This window comes from Streptomyces sp. NPDC000410 (assembly GCF_040300305.1).
Classification (GTDB): domain Bacteria; phylum Actinomycetota; class Actinomycetes; order Streptomycetales; family Streptomycetaceae; genus Streptomyces.
Genome location: NZ_JBEPDM010000006.1, coordinates 154,380 through 168,996, shown reverse-complemented (window position 1 = coordinate 168,996; position 14,617 = coordinate 154,380). Strand labels below are relative to the sequence as shown.

12 protein-coding genes and 1 pseudogene are annotated in these 14,617 nt (G+C 72.6%); 6 read left to right on the top strand and 7 right to left on the bottom strand.

Annotated elements, in window-relative coordinates:
- Nucleotides 1-36: 36 nt before the first annotated feature.
- The 3 genes from ABT342_RS10655 (at nucleotide 37) to ABT342_RS10645 (ending at nucleotide 3,146) form a co-directional block, all read left to right on the top strand.
- Nucleotides 37-834: a VOC family protein gene (locus ABT342_RS10655; RefSeq protein ID WP_351570103.1), complete on the top strand. Its 798-nt coding sequence runs from the start codon at nucleotides 37-39 to the stop codon at nucleotides 832-834.
- A 244-nt stretch (nucleotides 835-1,078) separates the two neighbouring features.
- The gene (locus ABT342_RS10650) at nucleotides 1,079-1,459 is read left to right on the top strand and encodes a VOC family protein (protein ID WP_338933101.1); all 381 of its coding nucleotides are present in this window, start codon (nucleotides 1,079-1,081) and stop codon (nucleotides 1,457-1,459) included.
- A gap of 292 nt (nucleotides 1,460-1,751) precedes the next feature.
- Complete coding sequence (locus tag ABT342_RS10645) at nucleotides 1,752-3,146, top strand: MFS transporter (RefSeq protein ID WP_351570099.1); 1,395 nt, start codon at nucleotides 1,752-1,754, stop codon at nucleotides 3,144-3,146.
- Between the two features lie 141 nt (nucleotides 3,147-3,287).
- On the opposite strand, the gene ABT342_RS10640 is transcribed toward ABT342_RS10645, so the two are convergent.
- The 4 genes from ABT342_RS10640 to lnt all read right to left on the bottom strand — a co-directional run bounded on the left by ABT342_RS10640 (nucleotide 3,288) and on the right by lnt (nucleotide 8,508).
- On the bottom strand, nucleotides 3,288-5,201 hold the full coding sequence (locus ABT342_RS10640; RefSeq protein ID WP_351570096.1) for a helix-turn-helix domain-containing protein: 1,914 nt from the start codon (nucleotides 5,199-5,201) through the stop codon (nucleotides 3,288-3,290).
- 197 nt (nucleotides 5,202-5,398) lie between these two features.
- Nucleotides 5,399-6,250 carry a 3-hydroxybutyrate dehydrogenase gene (locus tag ABT342_RS10635; protein ID WP_351570093.1) on the bottom strand — a complete coding sequence of 284 codons (852 nt, stop codon included), beginning with the start codon at nucleotides 6,248-6,250 and terminating at the stop codon, nucleotides 5,399-5,401.
- Between the two features lie 55 nt (nucleotides 6,251-6,305).
- Nucleotides 6,306-6,788 (bottom strand): NUDIX hydrolase, encoded by a 483-nt coding sequence (locus ABT342_RS10630; RefSeq protein ID WP_351570091.1) that lies wholly within the window; start codon nucleotides 6,786-6,788, stop codon nucleotides 6,306-6,308.
- A gap of 52 nt (nucleotides 6,789-6,840) precedes the next feature.
- On the bottom strand, nucleotides 6,841-8,508 hold the full coding sequence (gene lnt / locus ABT342_RS10625) for an apolipoprotein N-acyltransferase (protein WP_351570088.1): 1,668 nt from the start codon (nucleotides 8,506-8,508) through the stop codon (nucleotides 6,841-6,843).
- 254 nt (nucleotides 8,509-8,762) lie between these two features.
- Here lnt and ABT342_RS38205 point away from each other — a divergent pair.
- A pseudogene (locus ABT342_RS38205) lies at nucleotides 8,763-9,835 on the top strand (O-antigen ligase family protein).
- Between the two features lie 35 nt (nucleotides 9,836-9,870).
- On the opposite strand, the gene ABT342_RS10610 reads toward ABT342_RS38205, so the two are convergent.
- Both ABT342_RS10610 and ABT342_RS10605 read right to left on the bottom strand, forming a co-directional pair.
- Entirely contained in the window at nucleotides 9,871-10,422 is a 552-nt protein-coding gene (locus ABT342_RS10610) for a hypothetical protein (protein ID WP_351570079.1), read from the bottom strand.
- Nucleotides 10,423-10,465: 43 nt separating this feature from the next.
- Entirely contained in the window at nucleotides 10,466-11,269 is an 804-nt protein-coding gene (locus tag ABT342_RS10605; RefSeq protein ID WP_351570076.1) for a glutamate racemase, read from the bottom strand.
- 85 nt (nucleotides 11,270-11,354) lie between these two features.
- On the opposite strand from ABT342_RS10605, the gene ABT342_RS10600 reads away from it, so the two are divergent.
- On the top strand, nucleotides 11,355-12,593 hold the full coding sequence (locus tag ABT342_RS10600; RefSeq protein ID WP_351570074.1) for a glycosyltransferase: 1,239 nt from the start codon (nucleotides 11,355-11,357) through the stop codon (nucleotides 12,591-12,593).
- Between the two features lies 1 nt (nucleotide 12,594).
- On the opposite strand, the gene ABT342_RS10595 is transcribed toward ABT342_RS10600, so the two are convergent.
- The gene (locus ABT342_RS10595) at nucleotides 12,595-13,854 is read right to left on the bottom strand and encodes a TerD family protein (RefSeq protein ID WP_351570071.1); all 1,260 of its coding nucleotides are present in this window, start codon (nucleotides 13,852-13,854) and stop codon (nucleotides 12,595-12,597) included.
- Nucleotides 13,855-14,106: 252 nt separating this feature from the next.
- Between ABT342_RS10595 and ABT342_RS10590 the strand changes: the two genes are divergently transcribed.
- Nucleotides 14,107-14,556 carry a DUF6643 family protein gene (locus ABT342_RS10590; protein ID WP_351570068.1) on the top strand — a complete coding sequence of 150 codons (450 nt, stop codon included), beginning with the start codon at nucleotides 14,107-14,109 and terminating at the stop codon, nucleotides 14,554-14,556.
- Nucleotides 14,557-14,617: the final 61 nt, after the last annotated feature.

Genomic DNA, 14,617 nt, shown 5'->3' with positions numbered 1-14,617 from the left:
GCTGACGTGACACGGACCTTCGAAGGGGAAATCCTCATGATCACCACCGACCCCGTTCCCGGCGCCCCGTGCTGGCTCGACCTCGGCGCACCCGACGTACAGGCCGCGGCGGCGTTCTACGGCGCCGTACTCGGCTGGGAGTACGAGCCCATGGAGGGCGGCGAGGACATGGAAGGCGGGATGTTCCGCAAGGACGGCAAGATCGTCGCCGGGCTCGGCAAGCTCACCGAGGAGGGCGCGCGCTCGGCATGGATGATCTACTACAGCGTCACCGACGCGGACGCCACCACCCGGGCGGTCGAACAGGCGGGCGGCACGGTCCGGGTGGCTCCCATGGACCTCGACGAGTGGGGCCGGATGGCGCAGTACAGCGACCCCCTGGGCGGCCAGTTCGCCGCCTGGCAGCCGGGCACCAACACGGGCGTGGAGCTGATGGACGCGCCGGGCTCGCTGTCCTGGACGGAGCTGTACACGAGCGATGTCGCGGGCGCGAAGAAGTTCTACGGCGATGTCTTCGGCTGGTGGTACAGCGACATGGAACTGCCGGGCGGCGGTGGCACGTACTCCCTGGTCACCCCGGCCGGGGCGCCCGAGGAGCGGATGCAGGGCGGCATCATGGGCCTGCCGAAGGAGAACCTCGCCCTGACGAACGGGCGGCCGTACTGGCACCCGGTCTTCCACGTCGAGGACTGCGACGCCGCGGTCGCCAAGGTCACCGGGAACGGGGGCAACGTGCAGATGGGGCCGGAGGACGCGGAGGGAGTCGGCCGGCTCGCCGTCTGTGTCGACCCGTCGAACGCGGACTTCGTGGTGCTCACCCCGGTCAAGAGCTGAACCGGGCGGTTCGTTGCGCGGCTCCGCTCCGCTCCACCATGCCGGCGGGGCGGGCCGCGCACCCCCTCGACGAGGTGTGCCCTCCACACGAGGTGTGCCCTGAAAGAAGCGAGGCGTGCCCTGAAAGCGCTTCGCCCGTCCTCGCCTCGTCCGGTACGGTCACGGGATTGTCCGCACTGCCGGGAGCCCATGGGGTTCGCGTGTGGTCTTCCGGGGAATTCCCAGGCCGAGAGCAGGTTTCGTTATGGCATGTCGTATCAGTGAGCTCGTGCTCGGTTGCCGAGACCCTGAGCTGCTGGCACGGTTCTGGTGCGAGGTCCTGGACTTCGTCGTGCTCGATCGCGAGGACGACGGCACGCTGGAGATCGGGCCGCGCGAAGGGTTCGGTGGTCCGCAGCCGACGATCATCCTCAGTCGCAGGGATGAGCCGGAGAAGGGGAAGTCCCGGCTCCACATCGACGTCAACGCCACCGACCGCGACCAGGACGCCGAGCTCGAACGCCTTCTGAAGCTCGGTGCGCGCCCGGCCGACATCGGCCAGACGGGGCAGGAGCAGTGGCATGTCCTGACCGACCCCGAAGGCAATGAGTTCTGCCTGCTCAAGGCCCGCCTCAACCCGCTCTGATCCCACCGGGGACCTCGTGGCCGTCCGGGCGGTGACGAGGCGGCCCGACCCGACCGATGAGCAAGGGGCGCGGCTGGAACCGCTGTTGCCCGCGCCCAGGCGATCGGGTCGGCCGTCGGTGTGGACTCAACGACCGCCCAGGCGGACCAGGCCGCGTGGAGGGGCTGCATGGGGGCCGCACGCACAGCCGTGCCCAGAACTATGGTGTCCCACCACATACGACCCTGACCAGCGCGTTTCTACGGTGTGGCGACACGCAATCGTCCCCGCCGACCGCCTGGAAGTGGTGTTCATGGCCGCCCCCGCAACCGCTGCCCCACCCCCGTCCAACCTCCGCCGTATCGTCGCCGCGAGTCTCATCGGCACCACCATCGAGTGGTACGACTTCTTCCTCTACGGATCGGCCGCGGCTCTGGTCTTCAACAAGCTGTTCTTTCCCGAATCCGACCCGCTCGTCGGGACGTTGCTGTCGTTCCTGACCTACGCCGTCGGGTTCGCCGCGCGGCCGCTCGGGGCGTTGGTGTTCGGGCACTACGGGGACCGGCTCGGGCGCAAGAAGCTGCTGGTGCTGAGTCTGTTGCTGATGGGTGGAGCGACGTTCGCGATCGGGCTGCTGCCGACGCACGCGACGATCGGGACGGCCGCTCCCGTCCTGCTGACCGTGCTCCGGCTGGTGCAGGGGTTCGCGCTCGGCGGGGAGTGGGGCGGGGCCGTACTTCTGGTGTCGGAGCACGGGGACGCCCGGCGGCGTGGGTTCTGGGCGTCGTGGCCGCAGACCGGGGCGCCGGCCGGGCAGTTGCTGGCGACCGGGGTGCTGTCCGCGCTGACGGCGCTGCTGTCGGACGCGGCGTTCACGTCGTGGGGGTGGCGCATACCGTTCCTGCTGTCCGGGGTGCTGGTGATCGTCGGGTTGTGGATTCGTCTCTCTGTCGATGAATCGCCGGTGTTCAAGGCGGCGCTCGCGCACGCCGCCGAGCGCGAGGCGGCGTCCGGTCAGGCCGAGAAGGCACCCCTGGTCGCCGTCCTGCGGCACCACTGGCGCGACGTGCTGGTCGCGATGGGCGCGCGGATGGCGGAGAACATCAGCTACTACGTGATCACCGCCTTCATCCTGGTGTACGCGACCACCTCCGCCGGGCTCAGCAAGCAGACCGCGCTCAACGCCGTACTCATCGCGTCCGCCGTGCACTTCGCGGTCATTCCGGCGTGGGGAGCGCTGTCGGACCGGATCGGGCGCCGGCCGGTGTATCTGATCGGTGCGGTCGGTGTGGGTCTGTGGATGTTCCCCTTCTTCGCGCTCATCGACGGCAGGTCGTTCGGAGGTCTGCTCCTGGCCGTCACCGTGGGCCTGATCCTGCACGGTGCGATGTACGCGCCGCAGGCCGCGTTCTTCTCGGAGATGTTCGCGACGCGCGTGCGGTACTCCGGCGCCTCGATCGGGGCCCAGTTCTCCTCGGTGGCGGCCGGTGCTCCGGCGCCGCTGATCGCGACCGCGCTGTTCGTCGACTACGGGAGCTCGACACCGATCGCCCTGTACGTCATCGCCGCCGCGCTGCTGACGGTCGTGGCCATCGGCTGCGCCCGGGAGACCCGGGACCGGGACCTGACCGAGGTCGCGGCGGGCCGGAACGGGGCGGACAAGGGCGGCGACGCGGTGGCCGCCGAGGACGTGCCGACGACCGCCTGACGCGCCGGTGGGGCCACAGGGGCCGCGTGGACCGTGCAGGACGGTCCACGCGGCCCCGCCCCGTTCCGTGCGGTCACACTCCCGGTCGTACGCGAGGTGTTCGTGGGCGTTCACGAGGGTGTTCGTAGGGCGTTCGTCCGGTCAGCGGGCGACCGCCCCGGATATCGCGTGCAGCCGGAGCGCGAGCTGGATCTCCAGGGCGCGGGCGGGCGACTGCCAGTCGTCGCCGAGAAGCCGGCCGACGCGCTCCAGCCGCTGGGCCACCGTGTTGACGTGGACGTGGAGTTCGTCCTTCGTACGGGCCGGGCTCATCCCACTCGCGAAGTACGCGTCGAGCGTCCGCACCAGGTCCGTGCCGCGCCGCTCGTCGTAGTCGGTGACCGCGCCGATGGTGCGGCCGACGAAGCCCTCGATGTCGCGGCTGTCGGCGAGCAGCAGCCCGAGGAAGCCGAGGTCCCGCGCCGCCGCGCCCTCTCCCGAGCGGCCCAGCAGACGCAGCGCCTCGACACAGCGCCGCGCCTCGGCGTACCCCCCGGCCGTCGCTCCCGGGGTGGCGACGAGGGCCTCCACCGGGGCCGAGGCGCCCACGGTGACCGGTTCCCGCAGGGTGCCGCCGAGGTGCTTCGCGGTGTGCCGGGCGAGATCCGCGGCGCTGTCCCCGGGGCCGAGGGGCAGCAGCAGGACCGTACCGCCGTCGCGGGCGGCGGCCAGACCGTGGCGGGTGGCCGCGAGGTGCGAGGCCGCGGAGTAGAGACGCTGGCGGTCCGCGGTGGCCCGTGAGGCACCGTCGGCACCGTCGGCAGCGCGGGTGCCGGGGTGGTCGGCGATCCGGGCGGCGAGCACCACGTGCGCCGCGTCGAGGTCGGCTCGCAGCCGCGTCGCCCGTTCACGCAGCAGACGCGGGTCGCGGCCCGGTGCGTCGAGCAGGTCGTCGAGCAGTTCGCCGCGTACGCGCTGCTCGGCCTCGCCCGCGGAACGGCGGGCCAGGAGCAGCAGTGACGTGACCATCGCGGCCCGCTCCAGCGTGCGCCGGTCGACGGGGTCGAGCGAGGGGTGGCCGTGCAGCACGAGCGCGCCCAGCAGTTCGCCGCCCGCCGACACCGCCGCCAGCCAGTCGTCGTGGTGGCGGATCGCGTGGCCGTCGGTACCGGAGAGGGCCAGGGCCGTCAGGGAAGGCGAGCCGAGGTCGGCGAACTCGACCGTCCCGCCGAGCACTTCGGACAGGGCGTCGGCCACGTCATGGACCCCGCCACCGTGCAGGACCAGTTCGGTGAGCCGGTCGTGCACGTCCGACGCGCGCTCGATGACGGCGCTGTGGTCCCGGATGATCTCATTGGCCCGCTCCAGCTCCGCGAGGGCGGAGCGGGTCTCGGCGAGCAGATTGGCGGTGTCGATGGCCACCGCGGCGTGTGCGGCGAACGAGCCCAGCAGCGCCACCTGTTCGCGTTCGAAGACGCGGGCGCGCCGGTCCGCGGCGAAGAGCACTCCGATCACCTGGCTGCCGAGCATCAGGGGAACCCCGAGGATCGCGACGAGGCCCTCGTCCCGGACTCCCGAGTCGATCGTCCGGGTGTGCTGGAAGCGCTCGTCGTCGAAATAGCTCTCGGTCACATACGGTCTGGCGGTCTGGGCGACGAGCCCGCCGAGCCCCTCCCCCATGCCGAGACGCAGCTGCTGGAAGCGGGCCGACACCGAGCCCTCGGTGACGCGCATGTAGGTGTCACCGGCGGCCGGGTCGTTGAGGCTGAGATAGGCGACCTCCGTGCCGAGGAGCGAGCGGGCGCGCTGCACGATCGCCCGGAGCACCGCGTCGAGGTCGCGCAGACCGGACAGGTCATGGGCGGTCTCGAAGAGGGCCGACAGCTCCGCCTCGCGGCGCCGTCTGCCCTCCAGCTCGGCCCTCACACGCAGGGCGAGCTGCTTGGCGTGCTCCAGCCCGGACAGCGTCTCGGAGTCCGCGCCGCCCGCACGGGCGAGCAGCACGGGCCTGTCATACGCCTCGACGGCGGCGCCGCGGGCGAGGAGCTCCAGGTAGGAGGCCTGATCGTGGGACATGAACACAGGGATACCTGCCGTGTGGGGCGCGCACCAGCCCCTGTGGACGGCACGGCCGATGTGGACAACTCCGTCATCCCCCGCCGCGCCGGCCCCGGCGACGCCGGCCCGAGACACCCACCGGCCCAAGCGCGGCCTACGCCCGGGAGACCCCGGTCCAAGCGCGGCCTGCGCCCGGGAGACGCGGCCTCCGGGCTCTAGTGCGCGGTCCAGCCGCCGTCCAGTGCCAGGGAGGCCCCGGTGATGAACGACGCCTGCGGCGCGCAGAGGTACGCGACGGCCTCGGCCACCTCGTCGGGCTCGATGAGCCGCTTGAGCGCGGAGTCCTTGAGCAGGACGTCCGTGAGCACCCTCTCCTCGGGAATGCCATGGGCCGTGGCCTGGTCCATGATCTGCCGCTCCACCAGTGCGGTGCGCACATAGCCGGGGTTGACGCAGTTGGAGGTGACCCCGTGCGGGGCCCCCTCCAGAGCAGCTGTCTTGGAGAGGCCCTCCAGACCATGTTTGGCGGCCACATACGCGGACTTGTAGGCAGAGGCGCGCAGCCCATGCACGGAGGAGATGTTGACGATCCGGCCCCATCCCTGCCCGTACATATGCGGCAGGGCGCCCCTGATCAGCCGGAACGGTGCTTCGAGCATCACGGTGAGCACCGTATGGAACACGTCCGTCGGGAACTCCTCGATGGGGCGGACCAGCTGGAGCCCCGCGTTGTTGACCAGAACGTCCGCTCCGGCGGCGGCCGCCTCCGCCGCGTCGAGGTCGGTCAGATCGAGGACCTGCGGCTCGACGACACCGGCCAGGCCCGGTCCCAGCGCCAGCGACTCCTCGACGAGGGCTGCCAGACCGTCCGCCTCCCGGTCCACGGCCCTGACCTTGGCCCCCGCGGCCGCGAGCCGCAGTGCGCAGGCCCGGCCGATGCCGCCCGCGGCTCCGGTGACGAGCGCCGTACGCCCGCCGAGATCAAGGCCGAGGGCGGCGGACAGGGGGGCTGCGGGACGGAGGGCTGCGGAGTGGGGCGCGGGCGCGGCACCCGTATGTGTGGTCATGCTCCGCACCCTAGGCAGGGGGCCCAAGGCGACCGATGTGGTCAGCGCCCACAGTTCACTCAGGAACGGTGGAGTCGAACCACGTCGGGCCGTCGGTAAGGGCCTGCTTGATCCGGAAGAGAGCGAACTCCTGGAGCTTCGGCAGCGCGTCCACCGGGAACCAGCCGACGTCCAGCGACTCCTCGTCATTGACGCGCGCTTCGCCGCCGACGGCCCGGCAGCGCATCGTGATGTCCATGAACTGGCAGCAGTCGCCGTTCGGATACGTCACCGGCTTCCTGAACGCCTCCACGAGCACGACCCGCTCCGCGACACAGCGCACCGCGGTCTCCTCGTAGACCTCCCGCACCGCCGTCACCGCCGGCTGCTCCCCCGGTTCGGGGATCCCGCCGATGATCGACCACGTGCCGGTGTCGGCCCGCCTGCCCAGGAGCACCCGGTCCTCGTCGTCGAAGACGACCGCGCTCACTCCCGGGAGGAAGAGCAGCTGGTTGCCCGCGCTGGCCCGGATCTCGCGGATGAAGTCAGGAGTCGGCATACCTCGACCCTAACCGGACCCCGTCCGCGGCATCCGGACCCAGGTGGTGTCCTCACGGTCCCGTCCGCCCGGCGACACTGCTGCGAAGACCCTCCCCAGGGGTGTCCGCCGCCCCGCCCGGCACCTCGGTGCGACGGGCGCGGACGATCACCGTGCCCGCCCAGCCGAGACCGGCCAGCGCGAGACCCATCAGCACGAACTCGGGCAGGGTGCCCATCCGGGTCGCCGGGGTCAGCGAGGAGCGCAGCGGCACCTCGGCGACCAGGGCGTCCGGCGTGAACATCTCCGTCTGCTGGACGATCTTCCCGTCCGGCCCGATGACCGCGCTGACCCCGCTGGTGACGGGGACGACGACGGCCCTGCTGTGCTCGACGGCCCGCACCCGCGACATGGCCAGCTGCTGGTACGTCATCTCGCTGCGCCCGAAGGTGGCGTTGTTGCTGGGCACGGAGATGAGCTGGGCGCCGTGTGTGACGGTGTCCCTGACCGCCCAGTCGAAGGCGGCCTCGTAACACGTGGCGAGGCCCACCTTGGTACCCGCCAGATCGAACACGCCGACCTTGTTCCCCGGCCCGAAGTCGCGGCGGACCCGGTCGACGTCCGAGCTGAAGATCCGGACGACGGAGCGCATCGGGATGTACTCGCCGAACGGCTGGACGTGCCGCTTGTCGTATTCGGCGACCGGGCCCTTCGCCGGGTCCCACTCGATCAGGGTGTTGCGGAGCTTGCCCGTCTCCGGGGCGATGACCGACCCGACCACCGTGGGCACGCCGATCGCCTTCACGGCCCGGTCGATGACGAGCCGGGCGTCGGGGTTGCGGTACGGGTCGAGGTCCGAGGAGTTCTCCGGCCACAGCACGAAGTCGGGCTTGGCCGCCTTGCCCGCCGTGACGTCGTCGGCGAGCTGCTTCGTACGGAGGGCGTGGTTGTCCAGGACCTGGCGGCGCTCGGCGTTGAAGTCGAGTCCGGCCTTCGGCACGTTGCCCTGGATGGCCGCGACGGTCGCGGTGCCCTGCTCGGCGGAGTCGTCGACGAGCGGCAGCGCGGCGAGGGCGCCGGTGACGGGGACGAAGACGGTGAGCGCCGCGGCCGCGAGGGGGCCGCGCGGCAGTTCGCCGGTCCGGCGGTACGTACGCAGGCGGCGCGCCGTCTCGTACAGGCCGAAGCCGCAGAGGGCGACGGCGAAGCCGAGTACGGGGGTGCCGCCCACCGCGGCGAGCGGCAGGAAGACGCTGTCCGCCTGTCCGAACGCGATCTTGCCCCAGGGGAAGCCGCCGAACGGCGCACGGGCCCGCGCGGCCTCGCCGAGGACCCAGAGGGCCGCGCCCCACAGGGGCCACAGTGGCAGCCGCGTCACGAGGGCGATGCCCAGGCAGGCGAACGCGATGAACAGCGCTTCGATCGCGGCGAGCGCGATCCACGGCAGCGGCCCGACCTCCTCGCCGGTCCAGACCAGCAGCGGGAGCAGGAAGCCGAGGCCGGAGAGGTAGCCGAGGCCCAGGGCCGCTCGCGGGCGACGCCCTTGGAGGCACCAGCCGAGCAGAGCGAAGGCCGGCAGGGCCAGCCACCACAGGGGCCTCGGCGGGAAGCTGAGATAGAGCAGCACCCCGGACAGCGCGGCCATACCGGGCCGTAGGAGCCGCCGCGGCAGCGGCCGAGGGACCCGGCCGGACGCGGCTTGAACGGGCTGGGCATCGGCGGAGGTGATGGTCGCGGTCACGAGCCGGAGTCTACGGCGGCCGAAGTCACGGATCGGAACCCCGGCCGGGTCCGGCCGGGGTTCCGATCGGGGTGACGGGGCCTTCGGAGCGCTCTCCGGGGCGATCGGCGATCCCCGGCCCCGCGGTCCGGGTGCACGCGCCGCCCTGCCTTCCCGGAACCCCGACCCACAGTTCCTGCGCGTGCATCCACAAACCGCCGCCCCCGCCGTTACTGTGTGCGCCAGTGCCCGTCACACGTCGGGGGGTCGACGGGATGGCAGCAACGGCGGACCGTACGACCGCAAGCCGCCACCGGACACATCGGGCGTATCGCCGCGCACAGCAAGCACCCGGCGGTGTCCCCGATGCCGTCGGTGTCGCCGTCCTCGCCTTGTGCGCCGCATGGTCGCTGATCAGCGCGGCGGGCCGGGACGCGCGGCCCGAGGGGTTCCTGCTGGCCGTGCTGGCGGTCGCCGCCGGATACGCGTGCGGGCGGATCTTCGGCACGCTGCTGCCGGTGGCGGCCGCGGCCGTCACCGCGCTCGCCGCGCTCGCCCTCGCGGTCGCCTCGCCGCACGGAACGGCGGGTGCCACGACGGCGGCGGCGCCGGTCGGCCGCACCGGCATGGCCGCCGCGCTGCTCGTCCTGGCCGCCGGGGCGGCGTGCGGCGCGGCCGGTGGCGGCGCGTGTGCTGCTGCGGGTCCTGGCACTCGCCGTCGTCGGCACCGCGTTCGTGCTCGGCACGACCGCGGGGTTCGCGGCAGCCGTCGGCGTACTCGTGTGCTCGTCGGCAGCGGCCCGCATGCGCCGCCGCCCGCCGGCGCTGGCGGGGTTCGCGCTCGCCACCGCACTCGTGACCGGGGGGGTCCTGGGCGGTGACGGATGACGCGCTGCCGGAAGGACTCGCGGCGGTGGTGGAGGAGCGGCTCACCCCGCAGCGGGTGCTGCTGTGGCGGGACGCGGCCGAGATCGCGAAGGCACACCCGGTCCTCGGTGCCGGGCCCGGCCGGTTCGGCGATCTGAGCCCGGCCACGCAGCAGGCGCCCCAGTTCCCGCAGTCCGACGGCACGCCCGCCCCGGCCCCGCTCCAGCAGGCGGCGGAGCAGGGGCTCGTGGGCGTCGGGCTGCTCGGTTCGCTGTTCGGCCGGCTGCTGTACGCGCTGTGGCGCTCGCCCCGCTCCACTCCGGTGGTGCTGAGCGCGGGGGCCGCGCTCACCGCGCTGGTGGCGCTGGCGAGTGTCGGGGACGCCTTGAGTCATACGCCGGTCGCGGTGGGCGCGGGGGTCCTCGCGGGGCTGGCGACGGCGCGGGAATCGTCCGACACACGGCGAGCCCGGGTCTCGTAAGTCGGGCCCGTTACGCCGCCCCCGGGCCAGGACGCTCAGGCCCCCGTCGAGGCCGTCGGGCGGAGGTGGCCGCGGATCACGCGGACCGCCGCCTCCGCGTCGTCCACGGTGACGGTGAAGGTCCGGCCGTCGCCGAGGTCGAGGACCAGGCCCTCGCCGCGGCGCACGATGACCGCGGTGCCCTTCTCGGGGCGCCAGCGGCAGCCCCAGCCACCCCATTGGCGTGGGCAGATCCTGGGCACGAACTCGGCGCCCACGACGGACGCGAGGGGGATCCTCCGGCGCGGCAGGCCCATATGACCGCACCGCACCTCCAGGGCGTCGCGGTCGATCGTGACCACTACATAGACGAAGGCCAGGGTCCCGAAGAGCATGAGCAGCCCGGCGGCGACGCAGCCGATCACGGACATGAGGAGCGCGATGATGCCCGAGGTCCACGGGGAGTCGACGGCGAGCTCGATGCCCAGCGCCATGCAGGCCGCACCGGCGGCCGCGAGCACCCATTGGATGCGATTCGTCGCGCGGCCGGTCCAGAGTTCGGGCAGTGGCTCTACGGCCTGCCCCTCGGCACGGGGGTGGTCCGTCATGCGTCGCACACTACTCACGTTCCGCTCAGGCGGCACCGTCACGTCAGTGCGCGGGCGTGACCGTATCCATCGCGCCGAGCAGGCGGCCCTCGGCGTACTCCAGCGCCTCCTCCGGCAGCCGCGACGCACGGCCGCTGAGCAGCACCGTCAGGCGCGCGCTCGGCGTGGCCCCGGTCGCCGGGCGGGCGTCGATGCGGCGCAGGGCCTGCGCGGCGACGGCCCCGGCGGAGCCGTGCAGGACGACCGGCGGCAGCCCGGCGGGGCGGCGCTCGCTCACGGCTGTACGGATGCGCTCGGCGACGAGCTCGTAGTGGGTGCAGCCGAGGACGACCGCGCGTACGTCCATCGGAGTGAGCGCGGCGGCCGCGGCGACGGCGCGGTCGATCCCGGCGTCGTCCGCGTACTGCACGGCGTCCGCGAGTCCGGGGCAGGGCACCTCGGTGACCGCGGCGCCGTCGGCGAAGTCACGGATCAGCCCGCGCTGGTACGGGCTGCCGGTGGTGGCGGGCGTGGCCCAGATCGCGACGCGGCCGCCGCCCGCCGCGGCCGGCTTGATGGCCGGTACGGTGCCGATGACCGGGAGTCCGGGCTCCAGCTCCGCGCGCAGGGCCGGGAGGGCGTGCACCGACGCCGTGTTGCAGGCGACGATCAGGGCCTCGGGGCGGTGCGACGCGGCGGCGCGGGCGGCGGCGAGCGCGTGCTCCGTGACGTCGTCCGGGGTACGCGGGCCCCACGGCATTCCGTCGGGGTCGGAGGAGAGGACCAGATCGGCGTCCGGCCGCAGCCGGCGCACCGCGGCGGCCGCCGCGAGCAGGCCGATTCCGGAGTCGATGAGGGCGATCTTCACCCAGTCACCCTAGCCGACGACACCAACGCCCCCGACGCCGCCGACGGCCCTTGCGGTCCTGGCGAAGTGGGGCAGACTGCGGCGAATGAGCACCATTGCGTGGATCGCGTTGGGATCTCTGGCCGCCTGGCTCTGGCTGCTGCTGGGGCAGGGCTTCTTCTGGCGTACGGACCAGCGGCTGCCGCGGCGCGGGGCACCCGGGGAGTGGCCGCCCCCCGAAGGCCGCGTTCCGGGCAGCGCCCGCTGGCCGTCCGTCGTGATCGTCGTACCGGCCCGGGACGAGGCCGGCGTGCTGCCCGAGAGTCTGCCGTCGCTGCTGCGGCAGGACTATCCGGGCGAGGCCTCGGTGATACTCGTCGACGACGGCAGCACGGACGGTACGGGCCCGCTCGCCCGTGAGCTGTCCGTCCGATGCGACGGACTGCCGCTGACGGTGACCTCCCCCGGTGAGCCCGGACCCGGCTGGACGGGCAAACTGTGGGCGCTGCGCCACGGCATCGCGCTGGCGCGGGCCGAGCGGCCCGAGTACCTGCTGCTCACCGACGCCGATATCGCGCACGAGCCGGACAGCCTGCGCGAACTGGTCGCCGCGGCCCGCACGAACGGCCTCGACCTCGTCTCACAGATGGCGCGGCTGCGCGTCGCCACCGTGTGGGAGCAGCTGGTGGTGCCCGCCTTCGTCTACTTCTTCGCGCAGCTCTATCCGTTCCGGTGGATCAACAAGGAGCGCCCCTGGGCCACGGCCGCGGCGGGCGGTTGTGTGCTGCTGCGCACCGACGCGGCCGAGCGGGCCGGCATCCCCGAGTCGGTCCGTCAGGCGGTGATCGACGATGTGGCGGTGGCGCGGGCGGTGCGCAGGGCGGGCGGACGGGTCTGGCTGGGGCTCGCGGACCGGGTGGACAGCATCCGTCCGTATCCGCGGCTGACCGATCTGTGGCGGATGGTGTCGCGCAGCGCGTACGCCCAGCTGCGGCACAACCCGCTGCTGCTCGCGGGAACGGTGGCGGGGCTGGCGGTGGTGTACCTCGCGCCGCCCGTCGCGCTGTGCGTCGCGTGGCTGGCGCCGGACGCCCCCGGGGGAGCGGTGGCCGGCTGGGCGGGGTTCCTGGCGTGGGCGGTGATGGCGGGGACGTACCTCCCGATGCTCCGCTACTACGGGCAGCCGCCCGGGATGGCCCTGCTGCTGCCGTTCACCGCTCTGCTCTATCTGCTGATGACGGTGGATTCCGCGGTGCAGCACTACCGGGGCCGGGGCGCGGCCTGGAAGGGGCGTACGTACGCCCGCCCCGATCCGGCGCCCGGCCGGCGAGGGGGTACGGCGTAGGTCACTTCCTGCCCGGCGTCCAGTTCATGCCCCAGCCATAGGCGTAATCGATGGTGCGCTGCGGGCTGACCCCGCGCTCGGGGACCAGATAGCGCGCCTCGCGCTGGACGAGCAGGTCGCCGCCCTGGTTGGTGAGGAGGACGAGGGAGCAGACGGTGGAGGGGACGGTGCACTCGTCGAGGGAGAAGCCGACGGGGGCACCGTGCTGGGGCTGGAGGGTGACCGTGGCGTGCAGATCGGCGAAGCTGCGCGCACCTTCGTAAATCGTGACAAAGATGACGACGCGTCGGAGCTTGTCCTTGTGGTCGAGGTTGATGGTGAGGTTCTCGCCCGTGGACACGGCGCCGGTGCGGTCGTCGCCGTCGAGGTGGATGTACGGCGGCCGGTGGAGCGATCCGAACGCGTTGCCGAGGGACTGGACGACCCCCTTGCTGCCGTCGGTGAGTTCGTAGAGGGCGCACAGGTCGAGGTCGAGGTCGGCGTGCAGGGCGACGGCCTGGCCGAGTTTCGCGCCCCAGCCCTTGAACTGCTTGCGCACCTCCCAGTTGAGGTTGACGCGCATGGCGCCGGATGTGCCGCCCTGCTTGCTGAGCGAGACGGTCGGCGATTCCTTCGTCAGGGTGACTTTGGTGAGGCGTACGGGAGCAGTCACCTGCGCGGGTGGTGTAACGGGCGCGGATGACGCGACGACCGCCTCGGGCGCCGGAGGCACCACGGCCGCCGGCTCCTGGGGCTCGTCGACCGTGATGCCGAAGTCGGTGGCGAGCCCCGCCAGCCCGGAGCCGTAGCCCTGCCCCACCGCACGGAACTTCCACGCGCCCTGGCGCCGGTAGAGCTCGCCGAGGATGAACGCGGTCTCGACGGTCGCGTCCCGGCTGTCGTACCGGGCGATCTCCGCTCCCCCGGCTGCGTCCACGATCCGTACGTACAGTCCCGGCACCTGCCCGAAGCTGCCGCCGTCCGCCGAGGCGACCACGACGACCCGCTCGATCGCGGGCTCCACCGCGGCCAGGTCGACGGACAGGCTGTCGGTCGTCTGCTCCCCCGTGGCGTGCTTGCCCTCGTGCCGCACCGCACCGGAGGCGTGCTCGGGCTGGTTGTAGAAGACGAAGTCCGCGTCGGAGCGCACCTTTCCCGACCCGGAGTCCAGCAGGAGCGCCGACGCGTCGACGTCGGGCACGCCATTGCCGGAACGCCAGCCCAATTCCACCCGGACATTCGGCGACGGCACCGGAACATTGGCTCCCTTGAGCATGGTCATCCTCGCCCCCGTCACGGGTCCTCGCGCCGACGCTTTCCTTCCCCGCCAACCTATGCCCGGGGCCGCCGGAACGACCCCCGCCGACCCGCGGGTAACCCCTGTTCAGCTTGCCCTTTACACGATCTAGACACTCCGGAGCGACCGTTTTTCTCACATTCGCTCGTATTGGGGATCGGAGGTCACTCGTAACACGTCAAACAACCCTCTTATCGGTCTCCCCAACCAGCACATCGTGGGCTTAACTTATGTGCCATGACCTCCCCCCGCTCCACCTACGGCGGCGGTTACTACGCCGCGCCGTCGTTCCCCGACACCCCGATCTACGACTCCCTGGTCGCTGAGCGGGGCACGCCTCAGATCGCCCCGATCCGAGTGCCTTCCGCGTACGACACCGGCAACAGCTATCTGCCGGCGCTGCCCGCGGCCCTGCCCGCCCTTCCGGCGGCCCCTTCCCACCACACTCCTTCGTACGGATACCCGCAGCCGATGCCGCAGCCCGTTCCGCTGCAGCACGCGCCCGCGCCGTACATCCCCCAGCAGCCCACCGGCCCGCGCGGGTACCCGGGCGCCCAGCCGCAGCCCATGCCCCGCCCGGTGACGGCCGGGTACGAGGCGATGCGCCCCGCGGCGCCGCGCCCGATGCCCGCCCCCGCTCCGTACGACGACCCGTACAACCGCCCCTACCAGGGAGGCGGCTACTGACGGACGGGCCGAGCGGACCGCCGGGAGCGGCAGGGGCCCGCGGGGCGGCTGGCAGGATGGT

What these genes read in the sequence shown, in the direction of transcription:
- ABT342_RS10655 (WP_351570103.1), top strand. Translation starts at nt 37, where the DNA reads ATGATCACCACCGACCCCGTTCCCGGCGCCCCGTGCTGGCTCGACCTC.
- ABT342_RS10650 (WP_338933101.1), top strand. Translation starts at nt 1,079, where the DNA reads ATGGCATGTCGTATCAGTGAGCTCGTGCTCGGTTGCCGAGACCCTGAG.
- ABT342_RS10645 (WP_351570099.1), top strand. Translation starts at nt 1,752, where the DNA reads ATGGCCGCCCCCGCAACCGCTGCCCCACCCCCGTCCAACCTCCGCCGT.
- ABT342_RS10640 (WP_351570096.1), bottom strand. Translation starts at nt 5,201, where the DNA reads ATGTCCCACGATCAGGCCTCCTACCTGGAGCTCCTCGCCCGCGGCGCC.
- ABT342_RS10635 (WP_351570093.1), bottom strand. Translation starts at nt 6,250, where the DNA reads ATGACCACACATACGGGTGCCGCGCCCGCGCCCCACTCCGCAGCCCTC.
- ABT342_RS10630 (WP_351570091.1), bottom strand. Translation starts at nt 6,788, where the DNA reads ATGCCGACTCCTGACTTCATCCGCGAGATCCGGGCCAGCGCGGGCAAC.
- ABT342_RS10610 (WP_351570079.1), bottom strand. Translation starts at nt 10,422, where the DNA reads ATGACGGACCACCCCCGTGCCGAGGGGCAGGCCGTAGAGCCACTGCCC.
- ABT342_RS10600 (WP_351570074.1), top strand. Translation starts at nt 11,355, where the DNA reads ATGAGCACCATTGCGTGGATCGCGTTGGGATCTCTGGCCGCCTGGCTC.
- ABT342_RS10595 (WP_351570071.1), bottom strand. Translation starts at nt 13,854, where the DNA reads ATGACCATGCTCAAGGGAGCCAATGTTCCGGTGCCGTCGCCGAATGTC.
- ABT342_RS10590 (WP_351570068.1), top strand. Translation starts at nt 14,107, where the DNA reads ATGACCTCCCCCCGCTCCACCTACGGCGGCGGTTACTACGCCGCGCCG.